This is a genomic window from Pricia antarctica (genome assembly GCF_900101815.1).
GTDB lineage: Bacteria > Bacteroidota > Bacteroidia > Flavobacteriales > Flavobacteriaceae > Pricia > Pricia antarctica.
In genome coordinates this window covers 65,052-86,389 of the sequence record NZ_FNAO01000004.1, presented here as the reverse complement: position 1 = coordinate 86,389, position 21,338 = coordinate 65,052, and the positions used below count along the sequence as shown (strand labels likewise).

The 21,338-nt window shown below is 45.2% G+C and carries 17 protein-coding genes; 8 read left to right on the top strand and 9 right to left on the bottom strand.

Annotation, left to right across the window (positions count from 1 at the left end; all coding sequences use genetic code 11):
* Window positions 1-240: 240 nt before the first annotated feature.
* Window positions 241-2,460 (top strand): TonB-dependent receptor, encoded by a 2,220-nt coding sequence (locus tag BLT07_RS07955; protein WP_091868208.1) that lies wholly within the window; start codon window positions 241-243, stop codon window positions 2,458-2,460.
* 114 nt (window positions 2,461-2,574) lie between these two features.
* On the opposite strand, the gene BLT07_RS07950 is transcribed toward BLT07_RS07955, so the two are convergent.
* From BLT07_RS07950 to BLT07_RS07935, 4 genes are all read right to left on the bottom strand, one after another.
* Window positions 2,575-3,039, bottom strand: coding sequence for a monoheme cytochrome C (locus BLT07_RS07950; protein WP_091867543.1), 465 nt, complete (start codon window positions 3,037-3,039; stop codon window positions 2,575-2,577).
* A 175-nt stretch (window positions 3,040-3,214) separates the two neighbouring features.
* Window positions 3,215-4,435 carry a sulfite oxidase gene (locus tag BLT07_RS07945; protein ID WP_091867541.1) on the bottom strand — a complete coding sequence of 407 codons (1,221 nt, stop codon included), beginning with the start codon at window positions 4,433-4,435 and terminating at the stop codon, window positions 3,215-3,217.
* Window positions 4,436-4,641: 206 nt separating this feature from the next.
* Window positions 4,642-5,472 (bottom strand): ferritin-like domain-containing protein, encoded by an 831-nt coding sequence (locus BLT07_RS07940; RefSeq protein ID WP_091867539.1) that lies wholly within the window; start codon window positions 5,470-5,472, stop codon window positions 4,642-4,644.
* 31 nt (window positions 5,473-5,503) lie between these two features.
* Entirely contained in the window at window positions 5,504-6,280 is a 777-nt protein-coding gene (locus BLT07_RS07935) for a ferritin-like domain-containing protein (RefSeq protein WP_091867537.1), read from the bottom strand.
* A gap of 913 nt (window positions 6,281-7,193) precedes the next feature.
* On the opposite strand from BLT07_RS07935, the gene BLT07_RS07930 reads away from it, so the two are divergent.
* The 7 genes from BLT07_RS07930 (at window position 7,194) to BLT07_RS07900 (ending at window position 16,437) form a co-directional block, all read left to right on the top strand.
* Entirely contained in the window at window positions 7,194-9,185 is a 1,992-nt protein-coding gene (locus BLT07_RS07930; RefSeq protein WP_139205122.1) for a tetratricopeptide repeat-containing sensor histidine kinase, read from the top strand.
* Between the two features lie 131 nt (window positions 9,186-9,316).
* Window positions 9,317-10,066, top strand: coding sequence for a LytR/AlgR family response regulator transcription factor (locus BLT07_RS07925; RefSeq protein WP_091867533.1), 750 nt, complete (start codon window positions 9,317-9,319; stop codon window positions 10,064-10,066).
* A 321-nt stretch (window positions 10,067-10,387) separates the two neighbouring features.
* Window positions 10,388-11,296, top strand: coding sequence for a CE1 family esterase (locus BLT07_RS07920; protein WP_175455284.1), 909 nt, complete (start codon window positions 10,388-10,390; stop codon window positions 11,294-11,296).
* A 93-nt stretch (window positions 11,297-11,389) separates the two neighbouring features.
* Window positions 11,390-13,168 (top strand): tail fiber domain-containing protein, encoded by a 1,779-nt coding sequence (locus tag BLT07_RS07915; RefSeq protein WP_091867529.1) that lies wholly within the window; start codon window positions 11,390-11,392, stop codon window positions 13,166-13,168.
* 60 nt (window positions 13,169-13,228) lie between these two features.
* Complete coding sequence (locus tag BLT07_RS07910; protein WP_217633302.1) at window positions 13,229-14,443, top strand: aspartate aminotransferase family protein; 1,215 nt, start codon at window positions 13,229-13,231, stop codon at window positions 14,441-14,443.
* Between the two features lie 235 nt (window positions 14,444-14,678).
* Entirely contained in the window at window positions 14,679-15,980 is a 1,302-nt protein-coding gene (locus tag BLT07_RS07905; protein ID WP_139205121.1) for a hypothetical protein, read from the top strand.
* 169 nt (window positions 15,981-16,149) lie between these two features.
* Window positions 16,150-16,437 (top strand): hypothetical protein, encoded by a 288-nt coding sequence (locus BLT07_RS07900; RefSeq protein WP_091867525.1) that lies wholly within the window; start codon window positions 16,150-16,152, stop codon window positions 16,435-16,437.
* Window positions 16,438-16,679: 242 nt separating this feature from the next.
* Here the strand turns inward: BLT07_RS07900 and BLT07_RS07895 are convergent, their stop codons facing one another.
* The 5 genes from BLT07_RS07895 to BLT07_RS07880 form a co-directional block, all read right to left on the bottom strand.
* Window positions 16,680-17,243, bottom strand: coding sequence for a cupin domain-containing protein (locus tag BLT07_RS07895; RefSeq protein ID WP_091867523.1), 564 nt, complete (start codon window positions 17,241-17,243; stop codon window positions 16,680-16,682).
* A gap of 111 nt (window positions 17,244-17,354) precedes the next feature.
* Window positions 17,355-19,010: a hypothetical protein gene (locus BLT07_RS07890; protein WP_091867521.1), complete on the bottom strand. Its 1,656-nt coding sequence runs from the start codon at window positions 19,008-19,010 to the stop codon at window positions 17,355-17,357.
* Window positions 19,011-19,116: 106 nt separating this feature from the next.
* Complete coding sequence (locus tag BLT07_RS20715; RefSeq protein ID WP_139205120.1) at window positions 19,117-19,305, bottom strand: hypothetical protein; 189 nt, start codon at window positions 19,303-19,305, stop codon at window positions 19,117-19,119.
* On the bottom strand, window positions 19,302-20,228 hold the full coding sequence (locus BLT07_RS07885) for a hypothetical protein (protein WP_091867519.1): 927 nt from the start codon (window positions 20,226-20,228) through the stop codon (window positions 19,302-19,304). Before BLT07_RS07885 ends, BLT07_RS20715 begins: the two co-directional genes overlap by 4 nt.
* Window positions 20,229-20,373: 145 nt before the next feature.
* Entirely contained in the window at window positions 20,374-21,213 is an 840-nt protein-coding gene (locus BLT07_RS07880; RefSeq protein ID WP_091867517.1) for a helix-turn-helix domain-containing protein, read from the bottom strand.
* Between the last annotated feature and the right edge of the window lie 125 nt (window positions 21,214-21,338).

Sequence of the window (21,338 nt, the reverse complement as noted above, 5' to 3'; positions counted from 1 at the left end):
TACATGAGGCTGAAGTAGATTGCGCCTTTCAAAAGTTCAAACTTTCTCCCCAATTCTATCCTTCCTTTTGGACGGTTACGAAAAAGCTTCCTGTAGTTTTACCTCAAAACAATTACCCTCCCTATTCCTTCCTTAATAAATTCCAAAAACATCATTTCGTATTAAGGGGTCCTCCCTGTGTTGCATAATTCTTTGTCATTAACATTGTTTTATTTAAGAATTACATTAATCAATATGTATATGCAACGTATCTATATAACATTGCTTTTGGCAATGTTCGCCCTTTATGGGCAATCCCAAAATTCGCTGGAAGGCAGTATCAGCGATGATGCGTCAGGTTCACCACTTTTCGGCGCGGACGTCTATTTTCCACAACTAGAAAAAGGCAGTATCAGCGATGAAAACGGACAATTTAAAATCAACGCACTGCCTACCGGAAACTATAAGATCTTAGTTTCCTCCATTGGTTTCCAGACCTATTCAAAAACCTTAACGCTCAAAAAGGGAAGCAACGCGATTAACGTCGCGCTTTCTCCCACTGCGATTGAAATGGAAGAGGTCATCGTCTCGACGCCCTTTCACAAACTACAACGTGAAAACGTAATGAAGGTAGAACGCGCCAGCGTGGCCGAACTGAAGACCAAGGGCGCCGTGACACTTTCGGAAGGCATCACCAATATACCGGGCGTGGAAAGCGTATCTACTGGACTGGGCATCGGCAAACCCGTGATTCGGGGCCTAAGCTCCAATCGCGTTTTGGTCTATACACAAGGCGTTCGCCTTGAAAACCAGCAATTTGGCGACGAACACGGCTTGGGAATCAGCGATGCCGGCATCGAGAGCGTGGAGGTTATCAAAGGCCCCGCCACCCTACTCTACGGATCGGACGCCATGGGCGGGGTGCTGTACCTGAATCCCGAGAAATTTGCCAACGCGGGAGAAACGGAGGGGGATGTCAATCTGAACTATTTCTCAAATACCACCGGATTCGATGGCAACGCGGGCATAGCCACATCTTCCGAAAAATTAAAATTCCTAATTCGGGGAAGTGCGGCGAGCCATACCGATTACGGGACCGGCGGGGGTCAGAACGTCACCAATTCCCGATTTGGGGAGTACGATTTGAAAACGGGACTGGGATATCAATCCACCACTTTCAAGACCGAGCTGAGATACAACTACAACAACTTAAAATTGGGTGTTCCCGAAGAAATCGGTCAGCAGACCAGCGACCGGAGCCCGGAATCACCTTATCAGCAGATCGACAACCACATTCTAAGTTCCAAAACGAACGTTTTTTTCGACAAATCGAGCTTGGAAGCCACTTTGGGCTACACCTTCAACACTCGAAAGGAGTTTGAGGAGGGCGAAGAAGGTGCGACACTGGATATGAACCTGGCCACCTTTAATTACAACCTACAGTATCATTTGCCCAAATGGGGCAACCTCGAAACCATTGTCGGCGCTCAAGGCATGCACCAGACGAACACCAATTTTGGCGAAGAAATATTAATTCCCGATGCCACCACCGATGATATTGGCGTTCTGGGCACCTCGCACCTGCATTTTAAAAACGATAGCGACCTGCAATTAGGAATTCGGTACGACCACCGCTCCATTGCCGGGGAAGCGAACGGAGTCTTGGGAGAAGAAGGTTTTATTGAGACTTTGAATCGAAAATTCAACAGCTTCAATGCAGCGATAGGCTATAAAAATGATATTCTGAAAAATTTTACCGGCCGCATCAACCTCGCTACCGGATTTCGCGCACCGAACTTGGCGGAACTGACCTCCAACGGTGTCCACGAGGGCACCAATCGGTATGAAATCGGCAATGGCGCACTGAAGAACGAGCAGAATTTGCAGACCGACCTCTCATTGGAATATGGCAACGAACATCTAGAAATTTATGTCAATGGTTTTTATAATACCATCAACGATTACATCTTTATAGAACCCAACGGTTCAACCATCGACGGAAACGCCGTTTTCATATACAATCAACAGAATGCCAACCTTTACGGCGGCGAAATAGGAGTGCACATTCATCCGCATCCCTTAGACTGGTTGCATGTGGAAAGCAGTTTCGAGACCGTCACCGGAAAATCGGCCACTGATGAATATCTGCCGCTGATTCCAGCCAATAGCCTTACGAACACGCTACGTACAGAATTTGCTAGAAAAGATTCATGGTTAAACTCCAGTTACGTTTTCCTAACCTTGAAATCCGTTTTTAAACAGGATAAGGTCAGTACGTTTGAGACCACTACGGAAGGATATTCTTTAGTGAATATCGGATTTGGAGGAACGGTTTCTATTTTTAAGCAATCTATGGATATTCGTGTCAGCGGGAATAATATTTTGGATAGAGACTATATTTCGCACCTTTCCCGTTTAAAAACGAATGGTATTTCGAATATTGGGCGGAATATTAGTTTAGGTATCAACATCCCGCTCTAGAACAGTAATTAAAACACTAGGAGCGCAAAGAATCCCTAAAGCCGTACCAAAATCATCACGCGCCTTCCGCTTTTTCTTTGGTCCCCTTTATGCTAAATTCCATAAGGGCAGATATTACTTCAACTCGTACCAATCCACACCGACCAAAGTTTCCCTTCTGCCTTTGTTCTTGGGTGGATAATTGGTTGTCAGATAGTTGACGATAATAGCTTCGTTTGCACCCAAGGGCCATAGGTTCTGTGTTTCCTGCATCCAGCGGATAGTGGCATGCCAACGTTCGGCACTCATCCGATTTTGCATGACCAATTTAGCGGAATGGCAACTGGTACAGTTAGCTACCGTCTCTTGCAGTCCCGGTGCATCGGTAAGGCCAGTGCGGACATGTATGCCATTTTCTATGCGGTTCGGATCGTCATCGGAGAACGTTGTGTATTGTTTTTCTCCATTCTCATCGCTATCGATATCGTCGTGGTTCAAATAGAAAATGACGATTCCCGAAACGAGCGCCAAGACGCAGACCACTATCAAAAAACGGTATATCCGCCTTGAACTTTTCCAGAATTTATTTTGCTCCGACATATCAATCCAATTTAAATTCGTTTTAGCTTAACGGTCCGGTCGAGCTCTTTTACTGCGATCAGCACAGGGGCAGGCGAGATCTAAATGATGCGAGCAAGAACCCCTCTCAACTTTACTTTATCTTGAGTGTAGTCGAGCGGCTCGAAGAAACATCGACGACGCGGGTTATCCGACATCAACCTATCTTCACCGCAATGCGATGACACGCATTGTTTAAATACCCTTTAGGATTCCATGCCGGCAATAACATAGGTTGTGAAACGCCTTGGGAGTCCGTTGCCTTGGCCCAGATTTCGTAATACCCTTTTTTGGGAAAATTTATTCTAGCGGAAAAATGCTGCCAAGCCAAGCGATTGGCGGGTCTTTCTATGGGACAATCTTTCCAGGTCGCCCCGAAATCGATGGAATATTCCATTTGGGCCACCTCCAATTCCCCGGCCCAAGCATGGCCGCGGATGTTCAGGGATTGCCCTTCCTTGAGCATCGCTCCCGATTTGGGATACGTAATCAAGGATTTAACGGGCATGGATTCGATTATGCACATATCCTCATCCTTAACCTTTTCACCGGGGGCGACCGGATTGCAGGGCACCCGATAAGAGGGACTCTCCATCTTGGCACCGTCATGAACCTTGTTTCGGATACTGATGCGGTTCAACCATTTGCCCGAAACCGAGGCTGGCCATCCCCCTGCAACTAGACGTAAGGGGTATCCGTGTGCCAAGGGAATATCGGCGCCGTTCATCTGAAATGCCAATAGCGTCTCCTCTTGCATAGCTTTGGCCATTGGGGCGCCGCGCGAAATCGGTTCTTTATCAGGATTCTGGCTCAAATGTTTATCCGCAGCGTGGTAGCCGATATAGACAGCGTCCGGTTTCACGCCAACATCTTCCAAAACGTCTCGCAATCGCACGCCCGTCCATTTCGCACATGACACGGCACCGATAGTCCATTGATTTCCTTTGGCCGGGGGATCGAATTCGCTGCGACCATTGCCTCCGCACTCCAAGGTAAGCTGATAGGTATGCGTTTTGAATTTTGATTTCAATTCTTGAAGGGTGTATGATTTTTGTTCCTTTGCTGATTCCCCGTCAATGGCTAGTGTCCAGCTCGCAGTATCCGGGTCATCGGGTATAAGGCCGTTGTTTCGGATAAACATAGCTGTATTGGGAGTTACCTTGTCATCCAACAAATGGGCTTGGGCCTCGATATTCCATGGTTTATCGTTCAGTACCACCATTTCCTTGTTCTTGTCGAACATTTTAAAGGGATCGGGGTCTTGCAGACCGAGCGGTAGGTAATATTTGGGCATGGACGCACCAAATACAATATCGGCGCTCAATAAAGCGGTCATGGAAGCCAACGTGGCTTTTTGTACAAAATTTCTTCGTTGCATCGACTACTGGGTTGTATTATACTTTTTGAATTTCTTTCGAATCGACTCTAAAATTAAACATAAACCTTGATATCTTACAAGTTTACCGAGGTCTCAATCTAAAATTTGTGAGTAATTGGACGTGAAGGCATAAAAAAAGCACCACTGGTTTTACCCAGCAGTGCTCATCAAAAAACCTAAAACGAAAATCAATTAAGTTTTTACAACTATGACGCTTTAATAAATAGACTCGCAATAGCTACGGCAGTATCACCGGTTATTGGCTCATCATAAGCTTCGGTAGAAGCATCAAATCCGAACGGGTCTCCGTCACCCAATGTGGTCACATCGACGCCACCTTGGGTTATATTTTCCTCACCATTGTAAACAGCTTGGGTTGCTTCGGGCATTCCGGCGCCTCTTTCGTTGCCGGTAATCCATCCTTTTAATCCTCTCAATCTCCTAATTTCAGAAGCGTGTCTTGCTTCGACGGAGTGGATCTGTAGGGCGGCCGTTAAAAACGGCGTACCCTGAAGATTGGTCGCCTGACCTTTGTAGGCCCGTACGCCGGTATCTTCGAATGCTTGTGCCAATGCTAACAGCTGGGCATATGCGGTTTCTTTGTCCGTACCGTTTTCAAGAAAGGGATCGAACATCCCCCCGGCGGTAAAGTCGAATTCCGGTTTAGCTACGGGCTCTACGCCCGCGCCTTCCAAGCCGGCAATCAAAAAATCGACGTGAGCCGCCTCGTGTTTTGCGATTTGCTCGTATACGATACGCGGCCTTCCGTCGGGAAGTACCGTACAATTGATGGCGCGGTTGTAAAACTCATTCTCGAGATATTCCAATGTCAAGGCTAATTGTAGGGCGTCAACAGCTGCGTTTCCGGAATCCTGTGCGAACATTTTCGCTGGCATGGTAGCCAAACCAAATGGTATGGCGGACATAACGGCTTTTTTTCCCAAAGATCCAAAAGTGCCGAACATATCTCGTCTCGAAGATTTTTTCGCGACCAAATTGTCGGTGGTAAATTCATCTAAAAATTTTATAATATTCATGATATATTGTTTTTATAGTGTTAGTAGTCCTTTACGGTAAAAATTTCGCTGTGAATTCAGTTTGCAGCCAGCCCAGTCCTGCAACCGCGCTAAGCACCTCGGAAGGGTTTTTGGCAAGGTCGAGTCCATTATCAACCGTGACCACGTCATCACCTGCAAAATCTGCAGATCCAGGATTTACCAAGGTCCGGATGGCAGAAGCATGTCGCGCCTCAACCGAAACGATCTTACCGGCCAAAACCAAATATATCGGATTCTTTAGTAGTTGACCGGCACCGTTATAAGCAGATACGCCAGTATCTTCAAGAACCTTCGCGGTATTCAATACCTGATCTCGGTTACTAAAGTCAAAATCGCCGTAATCAAATTCCAGATCCGGTAATATCAGCTCCTTCTTGTCGCCTACTGCAGCACCAATCGCTGCCCTAAAGAACTCTCGGTGATTTACCTCATGGTTATAAAGGTCGGTCAATACCATCTTTTCCTCTTGGGAGCAGTTGGTGTAAAAACCGTTAACCACCTTGGTGTAAAAATCGGCCTCTAATTGTTCAAGGGCATAGGCGTAATTCAAAACGCCCAGATCGCCCTCGCCCAAATCGAAAATACCCATTTCATCCGGCGTCATGTCATCGTCGCCATTGGCATTCGGTTGTGGCATTGGTTGAGGCGCTTGAGCCATCTCGTCTTTGCTACAGGCCATCATTAGGCCGGCACCGGCCACCGCTAATCCGCCCAGTTTGAGAAACTGTCTTCGGGGATTTCCGGAGTTTCCGTTCGGTCGGATGACCGTAATCTTCTGTTTTTTCATAATGATTGTGTTTTAGTTATTAAATCCGTTTGTAATTCTTTACTATTAATACCAACGTAACATGAAACGACGCGGTTTTAAAAAGGACCCATATTTAACATAAATACCATTTATTTAACATTTTTTAATATGAGATCCGTATTTGTATCGGATCAATCTTATGAAATAAATAGTTGAATAGGATGGTATGGGAGTTTGATAGATCAAGCGAATAAAAAGATTTAGATGAATTCTTATATGAGAAGGAGAGATTCAAAAAAATGTCCATGATAGTACCAAATAATCGACATAATGAACGCTTTGTCGATATTACCGATACTATTCGAGACATTAAGGCTTTAATCGCTAATCTACAGGTTCTTCGTGATTTAAGGTATTTCAGTGTAATCATCTGGACAAGCCACGGACCAATAGGAGGGTCGATTTCGAGCTGAACCCCCAACCGTATTGTCATTTTTTGGTAATCGCAATCTAGGAACTCCTATGATGTAATATGCGAAACTACCGCATTAGAGCTAACTCGAAAAATGTTGGTGTGGACCGACGATTATGGCATTAACCACATATTGCGCAACGACCCCGCCTTTGGGTAACGCGTCATGGTATTACGAAAATGAGAAGGTTCTAAAGGTAGTAAAAGATGCTCTTGGATACGCTGTCGGAAGTTGCCGTCGGCAAGGATTAATTAATATATTTAATAGGCTGGTTAGTGTCCGATTTTATAATGATCTGCAAAACTGAATCTCTCGATTCAATTTTTTAAGATCTTATCGATTTGCCCAAATTAATTGTAATTGATCTAACTATACAGTAAATGGTGTAAACGGCACATAATTATCTAAAAAGAGTACTTGTAAACTTTAACTTGGTTTGTTGACATCCTTTGGTTAATTGGGATGTTCCCCTCAAGACCATGAAAACGAGAAAATTTTGGTCGACCATCCACTTTTTTTTTCTATTGACATGCTTTTTTTTGAAGGCCCAAGAAACGGCTAATGTCGATAGTTTGCTGTACTTATTGAAGAATACTTCCCAAGATTCGGTCAAAACAGATCTGTATGTGGAACTTGGAAAATCTCTGACTTCTATCGATACTACCAAGGCTGAGGACTATTTTAAAAAAGCACAAACACTTGGGAAAAAAATCAACGATGAAAAAAGAGTATGCGTTGCTCGAATTGAACTAGCACACTTCTATCTCTATAATGGCAACATACCCAAATCACTGAATTTACTTGGAAAAGTAGAAAAACAACTTCGTAATTTTCATGATTCTTCTGTTGAAGCCGATTTTTATCAAAACAGGGGAATGGCGTATAACTTCAATGGAGAATATTACTTGGCAGTAGAAGATCAGTTAAAGGCTCTTGCGCTTTACGAACAAGTGGGTGATTCAACTGGATTGGGCCGTGTTTACTTAAACCTTGGAATATCGAATATGGATTTGAATAACAACGATAAGGCGTTGGAATATTATCAAAAGGGATTTAGACTGTACAGAGGTATGGGAGATCAAAAAAGAATGGCTCATGCTTTGGGAAATATAGGACTGATTTATGGGCGAAAAAAAGACTATGAAAAGGCCCTGCAATATCATAACCAAGCCCTCCGAATAAATGAAAAATATGATTTACAATACGATGCTCGGATGGATTTGAACAATATCGGTATTATATATTTTGCAAAAGGCGATTATAAAACGGCATCGGAGTTTCATAAAAAATCAAAGGATATTGCCGAATCGCTGGGTCTGCCACAATATATTCTAAGCTCGGAATTTAATTTAGCACTGATTGATTACAAGCTAAAAAATTACACACAGAGCATAAATGCCCTTAACGGGTTGATCAAAGAAGCAATAAAAAAAAACTTTAAGTCTTATATTAGAGAATCTTATGACCTTTTATCATACGCCTACGAGGAAAACGGCAACTTCGCTAAGGCACTGGATAGTCGAAAAAATTATGAAATATATAAGGATAGCCTAATCAACGAAAACCATCTTAACCAAGTGGCCGAACTTCAGATTAAATATGAAGCCGAAAAAAAAAACCAGCAAATAATAGTATTGAATCAGGAAAAAAATATGCAGCGAAAAGAAGCACAACGTCAAGCTACCCTAAAAAATGCATTTATTATAGGAGTACTATTGATTGCCCTTTTGGCCGGTTTGCTATACTACACGCTTCACCAACGCCTAAAAAGCCAAAAAGTTCTTGCTTCCAAAAACGAGGAGATCAAGGAAGTCAACTTTAAGCGCCAACTCACCGAACTTGAAATGAAGGCCTTGCAGGCACAGATCAACCCACATTTTATTTTTAACTGTATGAATTCCATCAACCAGATGATTTTGGACGGAGACAACAAAAACGCCTCCAAATATCTGACCAAGTTCGGCAAGCTGATCCGGATGGTCTTGGAAAATGCGGAGTCCACCGAGGTTTCCCTAAAAGATGAACTGAGCCTATTGGAGGCTTATATTCAACTTGAATCCCTTCGTTTTAATGGGGAAATACAGCACAACATCGACATCAAGGGCGATATCGATCTGGAAAACACCTACCTGCCCTCCATGGTCTTACAGCCCTTTGTGGAAAATGCCATCTGGCACGGCCTGATGCACAGAAAGGACATCGGGAACGGAAAGATTACCATTTCCATAGAACAGCAAGGTGACCAATTGGTGTGCGAGATCGAGGACAATGGCGTGGGCCGCCAAAAAGCTTTCGAGCTACAGCAAAGATCGGTATATAAGAGCAAGTCCCTAGGACTGAAAATTACAGAGGAACGGCTGAGGCTGCTCAGTAAGGAACTACAAAGAAAACTAATCCATATTACCGACCTGACAAACCAGGCGGGGGAGGCTTTGGGGACTCGCGTGACCGTCAATATTCCTATTTCCTGATTAGGTTTAAGCGAAAGTCAAATTATAGGTTATGCATTACGAGTTACGAAAAATTCAAGCTACGAAGTATGGGGTACGAAGTGAAAATGAAAAATTGAAAATTATGAATTTACTAAATCCCTAAACTTAAAATGATAAAGACACTGATCATCGACGACGAGCATTACGGCCGGCAATCGCTACAGCAGGCACTTAAACAGTATTGCCCGGAAGTTGAGATCCTGCAGATCTGCGAAAGTCCCGAAGCGGGAATAAAAGCTATTGCGGAACTCAAACCGGATCTTGTCTTTTTGGACGTCCAGATGCCCAATATGTCCGGTTTTGATGTGCTGCAAAAATTGTCCCCCATCGAATTTGAGGTCATCTTCGTTACATCCTACGACCAATATGCCATCAAGGCCATCAAGTTTAGCGCCATCGACTACCTACTCAAACCCTTGGACGTGGACGACCTGATCCACGCCGTAAAAAGAACAAAGGAAAATTTACAAAAAAACGGAAAGCGACAACGCTATCAGTCCGTACTGCACAATATAAACTACACTTCCGGCAAGATCGAAAAACTGGCCGTCCCCACTTTGGACGGCATCGACTTTTTCAGGACCAACGATATCATCTACTGCGAGGCCGACGGCAGCTATACCACGCTCTATCTTTCCGGCCATCAAAAACAGGTCATCTCCAAAAACCTTAAGGATTTTGAAAACCTGTTGACCGGTTCCGGATTTTGTCGGGTACACAACTCCCACCTTATCAACATGGGGCACATCCAAAAATACTTCAAAGGCGATGGTGGCTACGTCATCATGACTGATGACCATCATGTGGACATTTCCCGAAGAAGGAAGGATGCTTTCTTGGGGATGTTGAATAGGGTTTAGGCCATACTCCTATAGTATCCCCCAATATAAAATGAATATTCCCAATATCCATCCCTGTAAAATTTTGGACTTTAGAGGGTAGGACTTTGCTTTCCACTTATCCTCCTATTCCCGCCATCTACAAACCCGACCAGTCCATCTATCGATCTTGAATAGAGGTTTCGAAGGGCGAGTAGTAGTTTTATACTATTGATTCCCCCCTAAAAATTTTCTCCTTCCCCCTTTTTTAAATTTTAATGATACCGGCTTGCACCGCAATACAAAAGGCGCATGGCCGACTTCCCCAAATCCGTATTAAATAATCTTAAAAATAATAAAAAGATGAAAACACAAGTAAAAAGTAGCGACACCAAGAAAGAGCAAAGAAACTCGACGCCCGGCAAACACCGTTTCGCCATACAGGTCGATGGGGACAACAGGGAATATTACGTCCACATTCACCAAACCTATGAAGGCAGTTCGAGGTTTCCGGTAGTGCTGATGCTCCACGGAAGCGGGGGCAACGGCGAAAAGTTCTATAAAATCTCCGGTTGGGTACAACAGGGCGAGGATGCGAACATCATTACGGTATTCCCGTCCGCATGGAAATACGATTGCGTCGAAGATGATGGCATGCAAAAGCACAACGCCGAAAAATGGACGGGGTACGACCTCGAACTCTGCGATAACGTAATTCGCAGGGACGATGTAAAGTTCCTTGGAAAAGTGATCGAGGCCGTGGCGTCAAGATACAACACGGAAACCGAACGGGTGTATATGGTCGGCTTTTCCAACGGGGGCGAAATGGCGGCACGTTGCGCCATTGAACTTTCGGATAAATTGTCGGCGGTGGTGGCGTGTGCGGGTTCCATACCGCCCGATACGACGTTCACGCCCTTACGAAGACTACCCGTTCTGTTACAAATCGGGGCGGCCGATGCCAAATTGATGGCCAAGCTCGGCGCCACATCGCCATTGTCCTTGAATTTCCCGAAAGTATTGGCAACCTATCCCCAAGTGCAGTCCATATTGAATTCATATATCGACAGTTTTGGGCTTAACCCAAATTATACCGCTACTGGGGATCCCGGCAAATATATAGTCGCAAAATATTCGAACAATTCGGGACCCCGAAACGATTTCGGTTTTGCGATAGTCAAAGATCTGGAACACGAATATCCCAATGGAAGAAACCATCCGATGCACGGGGCAAAGGTACATTGGGAGTGGATGAAGGATTTTGATTTGTAATAGGCAGGCTATGCGCCATATACGGTACGGCATGCGCAAAAAACTGCGTACGGCGTATGGCGCAAAGCGTTGTTTGATAAAACGTGAAATATCATGAAAAAGGTAACATTAAATATAGCATTACTATGGGGATTCTTCGCGGCTTCCTTTGGCCAGTCCATCGGCGGTACCAGGGACAATGGTCTCTCGAACGATATACAGCACATCGGAATCTTTAACGATTCCCTGAAACTCTCTAAAGGCGGAGGTGGAATTCCTTTGTCCTACTTAAGGTTTTCACTTCCTGTTATGGAAGAAATCGATTTTCCCGATAACATGGCTTTCGGCATCGCCAATACCACCACGGCAAACGGGTTGGCCATTGCCGGGCGGCAGGGTGCAGGATCATCCCTCGTGGCCGTGCGCTCAGCCGCTATTTTCGGTACCTCCGAACAGGGTTCCGGGGTCGTGGGCTTTTCAAGCGGCAGCGGTAATGTGGCCGGGGTATTGGGTAGTACCGATAATCCGTCCGGCGCCGGAATTATAGGAAGGGCCGAAGGTACGGGTTTCAGGGGTTTCTTTGAATCGTCGGGAAGAGCTGCACTGGTAACCGGCCATGGCAATGTAGGTATCGGAATTGAAATTCCCGAAGCAAAACTTGAAGTGAACGGCGATATGCGGGTAAATACCGATGTGGGCAAATTAATGCTGGGCTATCCGCAAAACGGAGACCAATGGGCCATGACCACCACTGGCAAAGGTGCCAATCTGTTGTTCGGGGCCAAGGTCGATGGTGCTTCCGAATTTGAAGGACGAATGATTTTAGTGCAGAATGGCCAGGTCGGTATCGGCACAAACCGGCCCGCTGCCCAATTGGAAATTACCAACAATTCGACAAACGTACTGCCCCAATTGCTGCTTACCGAAAATGAAAGGGACTATGCCCGAATTTCCTTTGGAAACAACGATGTAAAGAACGTGCATTGGAACATCAACGGACTTGCCGCCAACAACCAAAAAAATTCCAAACTGAATTTCCGGTTTAAGAACAGCAATGTCGAGGCCGACCATGTCACCCTTCTTGGTAATGGAAAAGTAGGCATCGGGAATACCGATCCCGATAAAGAGCTGGTGGTGGGTAACAATATCGGGTCAAGTTGGAAGCTGCCGGCAATAACCGTGGGCAACGAGAACGGCGGGGCAGTTGAGGCCGGAAACGCCGCACACTCCATTCGATTGGAAGCGGAGAATACACTGGGCCGGGCACGTATCGTTTCCCATGCCCAATATATGCCCGACGGACTAAGCGAGCTCGCCATTCAGACCAAGGGGTTTATCGTGGGCCAATCTCCCGGCGAAGCCGAACGATATATGATGAAAATTGTCCATGGAAGTTTTGGTCTGGATATTCAAAACGCCAGTAGTGACGAGGATTGGGAGTTATATGTAAATACGGGAAATGGTTTATATCTCTTTTTCAATGGCAGTGTCAGGGGCGAGTTTAATGCCGTGGATGGAAACTACTATGCGTTGTCCGATCGCCGGTTCAAATCCGACATCAATCCTATAAAGGGAATTTTGGGCAATATGATGCAATTGGTGCCGTCTTCCTACAAAGTCAAGGAGGGCAATCCCGATCAAAAGACCTCCCTCGGCTTTATCGCCCAGGATATGGAAAAACTGTTTCCCGAACTGGTCTCCGTTTCCACGGACGAGCGGTCACCGGGCATTTATTCCCTCAACTATGCCGGTTTCGAGGTATTGGCGATCAAGGCAGTCCAGGAACAGCAAGTGCTGATCGAAGCCCAAAAGGCCAGATTGAATCGGCAAATTATTGAAATCGAAGATATTGGAACAAGGCTAGAACGGTTGGAAGCCTTGGTAAAGAACTAAAAGATCAGACCAATTAATTAACTGATAATCAACAAGTATAAACCTTAAATACTAAAAATCATGATTACCAATCGACAATTGTTCCTGTCCCATTTGGCGCAGACCACTAGCTTTCCGTTGCTATTGGAAATAGAACGCGCGGAGGGCATGTACCTATACGGCGAAAACGGCGAAAAAGTTATGGATCTTATTTCCGGTATCGGGGTCAGCAACATTGGGCATCGGCATCCGAAGGTAATCCAGGCCATAAAGAAGCAGGCGGATAAATACCTGCACGTCATGGTCTATGGCGAAATGGTACAGAGTCCTCAGGTAAAACTGGTGGAAAACCTGTTGCGGACCTTGCCCAAAAAGCTGGACAACTGCTATCTTGTAAATTCGGGAAGCGAGGCCGTGGAAGGTGCCTTAAAATTGGCCAAACGCTTTACGGGGCGGGCGGGACTGATTTCTTGCCACAACAGCTACCACGGCTCTACCCATGGCGCCCTCTCCGTCTGCGGCAATGAGGAATTAAAAAAAGGGTATCGCCCCTTGCTTACCGATGTCAAGCATATCACTTTTGGAAATGGTAGAGATCTATCGGAAATATCCACAAATACCGCCGCCATCATTTTGGAGACCGTACAAGGGGAAGCTGGCGTTATGGCGGCGAGCCGGTACTATTTTAAACAATTGCGACAGCGCTGTGATGCCACCGGAACCTTATTGATATTGGACGAAGTACAGACCGGTTTCGGGCGTACCGGAAAGTTCTGGGGCTTTGAACATTATGATATCGTTCCGGATATTGTAGTATGTGCGAAAGCCATGGGCGGGGGCATGCCCATCGGAGCCTTTATCGCCCCCCAACATATCATGGACGTTTTAAAGAGAAAACCGATCTTGGGGCATATCTCCACCTTTGGTGGGCATCCGGTAAGTGCGGCGGCGGCACTGGCAAACTTGAATGTATTGACCGAAAGTAGGCTTATCGAAGAAGTCGAAACCAAGGCCGAGCTGTTTAAAAAATACCTTCGACATCCGGCCATACTGGAAATACGGAACATGGGATTGCTCATGGCCGTGGAATTCAAGTCGTTCGAAATCGTAAAGGCGGTCATCGACCGGGCCATGGAAATGGGTCTACTGACAGATTGGTTCCTTTTCCGTAACAACGCCCTACGCCTGGCCCCGCCATTGATCATTTCGGAAGCGGAAATCAAGTCGGCTTGTGGTAGGTTGCTGGCCGCTGTTGATGATGTGCTAGCTAGTGGCCAAAGAAAAGGGAGGTGGTAGCTGAAAAAGTAGATGACCAATCCCCGGACCCGACCACCTATTGACCCGTTCCTACCACCTACAAACCCAAGTCCTCCATCCATAGATCCCGTCTCGCAAATACCTTCTGTTGTATATAGCTTTATGGTAATGAACCCAAGCCGGGTTCCATATCTCCCCCAGACCTTTTATCAAATGTTCAATCCGCCCGTTCTTACCGATAGCAATCGGAAGACAGGCCCAATAATGAAAAGCCATGTTTACAACAGGAAAAAAATCAAAAATCGTAAGTGTATTCGGGAGATGTCTTCGCATGCTCCTAATTCTTGGAACCATCGTTATCTGCATCGAGGCTTGCAGTAAGGACGAGGAGGAAATCAAAAAGGAGTCGCCGCCCATTGCTAAGCCCCCCGGGGAAGGCAATCAGGGCGGCGGGCAGGATACGATCGTCGCCCCTGCCGACTCCCTGGAAGCCGATGTAATCGCGCAGTACCTAAAGCTGGTAAACGCCACCAAGATTCCCGGCCAGCCGCCATCGGGAGGCGATGGCGCTATCTGGAACAACGTAAAGGATAGCATTTATTTGATGCGCGGTCTTCCCGTAGGCGACAGGGTACGTTTTCTGCACGATCCCGCGATAAACGTAACCGGCTTTTATGTGTACGTGCCCGGGGCCTCCTACTATTACGATGTACCAATTGTTCCGGAAGAAAGTACGGATTCGACCGATGTGGTCAACATTGATGCGGAATTTCCCGTGGCCGATTTTAAGGACTACCCCATCTCTTTTCCGTTACAGCTTATGCCCTATGTAGATGGCATCCCTTTTAGTACATTTATCGAACCGGTCGAGATAGACGATCCCAATGATCCCGATGAGGCCGATGTCTGCAATAGTATTCTTAGAGAAGCGCAAAATTTTACATCACATGAAAAAATTTGGCAATGGGAATTTACCATTCATTTGTACAACGATGAGATCCTACAGGTAAAGGCGCCCGGTCGCAAGGTCGCCCTCAATAAAAATTTGGGGGGTTGCTGTAATAATCTAACAGGACAAAGTGTATTGGCGGGTAGTGGCGGTGGAGGTTGCAAAAAGAATAACCCTGCACCCAATCTAACCTGGGTAGAGTTTAACCCGCATGACGGCCGGACCGATCTAAGAGAAAATCTGTTCATATATGATAACGGAAGATTTCAGACTGCTGGCAAGTTAGATGAAGCCGCCATCATACCGAGTACCCGCAATTTTTGCGATTCGACCGTAACTCTGGCCTATAACATATTTGATTTCCACCATAATGGCAATCATGATTTTACGCCTGGTACGAACACAATGAACCTAACGTTTGACCCTTATCAAGGGTCGGGCCCTGTAAGCTTTCTTAACCAGAATACCTATGAGTTGCAATATACATGCCACCAGCTGATCTTGACCCGCAAAGATGGTGAAGGCGGTGAATGGGGTTTTGTTTATAAAAAATACGTAGATGATAAGTCAAATTTTGAGCTTGAATGGTACGACAACCGCGATAATCCTTACATTGTTACTCATTAATCCTTTCCTTATTAAATAAGCAATTGTTTGCCAGTCCATTTTTGTCGGAGAACAGGGTTCTTTTGAGCGACGATAGGCGAGGGTGAAAAGGGCGAAAAGTGCAACAGAGCCCATAGTTGCAACAGAGCCCATAGTATTGAATTTTAAAAAATCACTAAAAAATATATCCATGAAAACACGTAAAAACATAAATTACATCACAATGGCCCTTGTGCTGGCAATGGGCCTTCTCGGAAGCCTGAACCAAAGCTGTCAAGGAGCCTGTGTAGAAGAATGGAAGGAATGCCGCAACAATTGCCCTACCGAAGAAGAGGGCGAAGAGGCCGCAGACGCATGCTTTAAGCGCTGCCCCCCAAATGACTTTACATGCCAGGTCGAATGCCAACGTAAAACACGGGAAGCCTGTGTAGGCCAATGTGGCGATGCCTTGGGGCGATGTTTGGACAGAGGGCAGTAGTCAGCAGTAGCTTCTTAAAACCAAAATCCCTGGGGTTCTGTTAATCTGGAGCGATCCACAATTTTAGAAATCCGCCGTTGAACTTGAACTTGGTTACCGAGAGCGGCCATAGCACATTTTTTAACGCAACAGTGCAAATTTTCAATTAACAATGGAATAGTGCTAAACAGCATGTTCCGTAAGATTGCAGAGATATCGGGATTGTTAAATCATGAAAACTAAATCCGAAACCAGGATTTTGTTTAAAAAGTCAACGGCGGCCCTACCACGCTCATTTCATTATCCTCGAAAATTCTGGCCATTTCTTCTTTCGTGGGCTCATAGTCTAGTGCCGCAACGGTTACAAAAAAGTTTTCCATTTTACCTGCGGGCTGAAATGTAACCGTCATTTTACCCCTTTCGGAGACCTGCGTCCATGCATGTGGAACTTTTCGAGGTAAAAAAATACTGTCGCCATCCGATAAATGGAATTCGTCATCTCCCACCTTAAAGAAATATTTTCCTTCTATAACATAAAAAACCTCATTTTGGAAATGATGGACATGTAGCGGAGTGCCCTTTCCCTGTGATATCGAAGTTTGCTCAAAAATGGCCATCCCCCCATCGGTATCGTCCCCGGAAATTTTTAGGTCCAAAATGTTCGCGTTTACCCCTTTCAATTTAATATGGCCATGTAGCCTCCCTTCACCTGCCGGTATTTTAAATCCATTATCGGGGCCGGTAAATGTTCTTTTATTTTCCGAAAAGAGAAAGGCAGGGGCTGAACCGGCCGCTATCGCTAAAGCAATAAATTTGTTTCTTTTCATATTATTCTAAGTTTAATTTAATTGAGGCCACCGTTGCCCGCCGTTCTGTAAACTTTCATGTATTTTTATCTTTTAACCGATTTCCTGCATTAGCGATTTTACCCTGTGCTTTTAATGGGAGGTTGCCGTGTCTTTATTTGATTGTATATGTATCGCTGCTTCTAACGCTGGTGCTTCCCTTATCAATGCATCTATCACCACTTTGGCCTCCTCTGCGGGCAGGTACGCATTAGCCATTTTTGAAAGGTTGATTGCTTCCCTCGCTTTTTGATAGTCATTTACTCTTGCCCAGGCCGGTAAGTCATTTAAGATAGTTGAGTCAAACTCCAACGGGTCTCCAATCGTTACCTTTCGCCTAGGCTTTGTTTTGCCTAAATCTTTAAACATTCTTGTAGCCGATTTAATACATGCTGCTTTTTGATTTGCATATTCGGGATCTATGGTTATTTCTTCCCCTACAAAGCCAATAGTGACCGATGGGTTAGCTATTACATTTATTTTCACATTCCCCGTAATGGAAGCATCTGTTACCTTACAATTCACCGAAATATCAAAGTTTACGTTGGTACCAATTGTTCTTAAGGTAAGTTCGTTGTTCAGCAGTTTACATTGAATGGCTACGTTCATTTGGCTGAACCATGACTTTCGGCCCACATAAGTTCCGCCTAAAACGTTTAAGTTTAATACACCATCACCCATTACTGCTATATTATCCACAAACCATGCAAACTGGGGCTGGCGGTAACGTTCGGTCTCTAAGCTCAATCTTACCAATTCATCCCGTTTCGCAAGAGTGAATTTATAATCCTTATCGACAAAACAACATTCCGGCAGCAGTTCACAAAGACGGCTCTCTGCCGGTTCAGGCCTAAACGTGCCATGTTCTAAAGCGCGGTGTTCCAACTTAATGGTGCCGAGTATCCTTGCCCGGTAGTCTCGGTCTATAGGAATGACCGTTGCCCCATACTGGTTAGACCAGTAAGATGAAACATGCACGCCGTTTACCCACGCCGTTTGCCTTACGTTACCTGAAAACGCTGCATCGCCTATTTCACCTTTTCCCGGATCGTTATTAGCATACCATCCATCAATTTCAGGATCAGACAACATTTCTACCAGCTCATGGCTGAAAGTGCGCATGGCATCTTCAGGGTCTTCACCCGTTTCGGCCCCAAATGAGCGGACCCATGCAACCCAATACCAGTCTTTATCCCATGGAAACGTATAATTGTAATCTTTGGTATGGCTTCCGTTTGCCCCAATACTTTGCGTAAAGCCTTTTGCCATGAAAACCATAAAGGCTATTTTCTCATCATCCGGATCGGGAAACACATCATCGTCTAGCAGGTCATCTATCAAGTCGGGTACCGATTGTACATCATCATTTGAATTGAAAGCAGCCAGGGGCCCAGGCTCGGTTACAATTTTTGCACCCCTCCAGTACGGCTTATCAATTCCATATTGCTTCAGTTCGGAAAAGTAGTCACTTGCCAGTAATGCCTGTGTGCGATTTATGAGCAAATTACGCCTGTCCGCACCTTCTGAGGTATTCCACCAATCGCCCCAGAACAATAATTCCAAAGGCATTCCACTGCCCACAGGTCCCCCGTGAGGTGAAACTGAAAATCCTGGCAATGCCGAGTCAGCAAATACGATAACAGGCACATTTGGATGTGACCAGGGACTTTGAAAACTTTTTTCACTTAAAAGGTAAGTTATGAGAGAGAGGTCGTTATTTACGTTGACAATTGTACGGGAAAGTGGCATAATGCAGCTTTTAGATTAATGGTTATATTCGTAGATTACAATTAATTTCATATTTTTCGAGTGCTCGCATAGTTGATTTTCATTGCTCGGATCATTTGTTTGTGAATTATATGAACATTAGGGCACATTCAATGCAAAAGAGAAGTGGGACTATTTGATCATCCCACCGTTTGATGTCGATATCCGACCCATCGGAAGCCGTACTTTCATGGGAACCGGCATCATTAGGGTCCGATGCACCCTGGCAGCCTCTTCGATAAGACATCTCTCCAAAGGACTGCTGGGGTTTGCTCACGGTATATCTACCCGTTTTGTATAAATATTCATTTGAGGTACAAGACAGTTTAGCGAGCCCCATACCTTAAGCTGTGAGCTGCTAAAAACGGGCAACGGCTTCCCATCGGATGAAATTAGGTTCGATGCAACCGTTATCCTTCCCGTTACCGCGAATAAATATTTTCGGCCCCGCTCGACCACAAAAGGTGCCGAAAGCTCCGGTCCATCCAGCGATTTTTCAATTTGCTGCAATTCCGGGCCAAAAGATTGGTCACGCCGTCCCGATGTAGCTACATCGAAATGCTTTACGCCGATGAGATCAAATTCCTGGGGCCCTGGTATCTTTTGCCAGCAGGCAAGCAACAGTTCCGCATAAATATGTACGCCCCCCGCCGATAGTGCCGGGAAATACTCAAGGGCCGTACGGAATTCCGCCTTAAAATGCACTGACGGTTGAAAGTCGACCACGCCCAAAGTCATCGAAGGTTCATAAAATACCCCGATGGCAGCGGTAGACGATTGGGTATCTGTCGGTCCCTCATTGTGAAGTTGGCCGAATACGAATAGATTGCCGGTTTCAACAGATGCCGTGTTGGGTCCGTCGTTGGGTGATTTCCAGGCAAGGGCGTATCTATGATTATCCGGCGGGGAGCTTATCCAGTAATCATGGCCATTTGCCGCTGTAGGGATAAACAGATATTCGGGCCACCTGAATTTCGCAGGGTTAAAAGTGTCGGAGAACCGGCGCTTAAATAAACTTTCCAAGCCTGCCTGCCTGTGTAGGTTTATCGTTTCGTATAATTGACCGAACTTTCCGTTTTGATCTAAAACGCGATCAATATTCGTTGCCGTAATAGCCAGGTCCTTATCATATGTAAGTCGAAGCTCGAGTGATGTCATTGCCTCGGTATCTACGCCTTGTTCAGTAGTTTTAATTTCCATGGCCCCATTTTTTAGGATTAAAATTTACATTTTTTATTGACGGTCTGTAAGTCGGATAGCTACAAGGACACCAGTCTGTATTTAGGTCCACCAAAATTAGAGGCTGCCCCCACAACTGGATAGTAAAAACACGACAATTTAAAGACTATGTAGCGACACGGCTTGTATAGGTTTCCTGGGCTATCGGGGTATGTTTTAGAAAGCTGGATGGCGCATTTCCGGAAAACCTTTTAAAGTCCTTTATAAGGTGCATCTGGTCAAAATAACCACCTTCATGGGCAATGGAGGTCCAATCTTTTTGGGGATGGCTTAGCTTAAGATTTAAGGCATTGTTGAACCGCACTACGGAACAAAACTGTTTGGGCGACAAACCTACCTGTTCCAAAAAATAACGTTCCAGATTCCTACTGCACATATTGGCGGTGTAAGCCAGTTGTGCAACATTGAACATTCCCGGATTTTTTGTAATCAGGTTGGAAAGGAACGTCAAGCTAACGTCATGGCCGGATTTCCGACTTTTTAATATCGCCAAAAGGTAGGTGTTCGCCAAGATTCCCATGGTCACAAGACTTTTTGCCTCGCAAAGCCGTTCAAAAAGGTATCTGGCCTCTGAATCGAAAATGTCGTCCGCATTAATAATTTGGTTGGTAATTTTTGAAGAAGGAATACCGAATATCTTATTAAAGCCGGTCGGTCTGAAATATATCTCAAAAAAAGAGTAATCTCCGTTAAAGGTCATTTCACCATTATAGTGGCTCCCCAATCCCGAAACACCCGCGTATGATCCAGTTTGTAAGATTTGTCCAGTATGTGGGTCCAACAAATGAACAGGCCAGGCATTAAAGAAAAAAACCAGTGATACTTCATGCGCCGCATGCCATGGTTTTTTCATGTCCAAGCCCTTTGTATCAAACTGCCTATAGGTGTAGCACCGTACAAAAGGGGACAATTCAGGCGAGGGTGCGATTTCTGATGCTATTATCATTTCAAATCTTTTAAAATCTATTTAGGATTTTGAAAAACCTTCTATCAATCGGGTAGAATTTTTTTGATAATAGGCTTTCCATTTAGGATAAGCCGGTATTATCGAATGTTGCAAGAAAGATTTGC

Bases quoted from the DNA above. Each gene is read 5' to 3' on its own strand.
- BLT07_RS07920 (WP_175455284.1), top strand. From the start codon at position 10,388: ATGAAAACACAAGTAAAAAGTAGCGACACCAAGAAAGAGCAAAGAAAC.
- BLT07_RS07895 (WP_091867523.1), bottom strand. From the start codon at position 17,243: ATGAAAAGAAACAAATTTATTGCTTTAGCGATAGCGGCCGGTTCAGCC.
- BLT07_RS07940 (WP_091867539.1), bottom strand. From the start codon at position 5,472: ATGAATATTATAAAATTTTTAGATGAATTTACCACCGACAATTTGGTC.
- BLT07_RS07930 (WP_139205122.1), top strand. From the start codon at position 7,194: ATGAAAACGAGAAAATTTTGGTCGACCATCCACTTTTTTTTTCTATTG.
- BLT07_RS07900 (WP_091867525.1), top strand. From the start codon at position 16,150: ATGAAAACACGTAAAAACATAAATTACATCACAATGGCCCTTGTGCTG.
- BLT07_RS07925 (WP_091867533.1), top strand. From the start codon at position 9,317: ATGATAAAGACACTGATCATCGACGACGAGCATTACGGCCGGCAATCG.
- BLT07_RS07905 (WP_139205121.1), top strand. From the start codon at position 14,679: ATGTTTACAACAGGAAAAAAATCAAAAATCGTAAGTGTATTCGGGAGA.
- BLT07_RS07890 (WP_091867521.1), bottom strand. From the start codon at position 19,010: ATGCCACTTTCCCGTACAATTGTCAACGTAAATAACGACCTCTCTCTC.
- BLT07_RS07915 (WP_091867529.1), top strand. From the start codon at position 11,390: ATGAAAAAGGTAACATTAAATATAGCATTACTATGGGGATTCTTCGCG.
- BLT07_RS07945 (WP_091867541.1), bottom strand. From the start codon at position 4,435: ATGCAACGAAGAAATTTTGTACAAAAAGCCACGTTGGCTTCCATGACC.
- BLT07_RS07935 (WP_091867537.1), bottom strand. From the start codon at position 6,280: ATGAAAAAACAGAAGATTACGGTCATCCGACCGAACGGAAACTCCGGA.
- BLT07_RS07950 (WP_091867543.1), bottom strand. From the start codon at position 3,039: ATGTCGGAGCAAAATAAATTCTGGAAAAGTTCAAGGCGGATATACCGT.
- BLT07_RS07910 (WP_217633302.1), top strand. From the start codon at position 13,229: ATGATTACCAATCGACAATTGTTCCTGTCCCATTTGGCGCAGACCACT.
- BLT07_RS07955 (WP_091868208.1), top strand. From the start codon at position 241: ATGCAACGTATCTATATAACATTGCTTTTGGCAATGTTCGCCCTTTAT.
- BLT07_RS07885 (WP_091867519.1), bottom strand. From the start codon at position 20,228: ATGGAAATTAAAACTACTGAACAAGGCGTAGATACCGAGGCAATGACA.
- BLT07_RS07880 (WP_091867517.1), bottom strand. From the start codon at position 21,213: ATGATAATAGCATCAGAAATCGCACCCTCGCCTGAATTGTCCCCTTTT.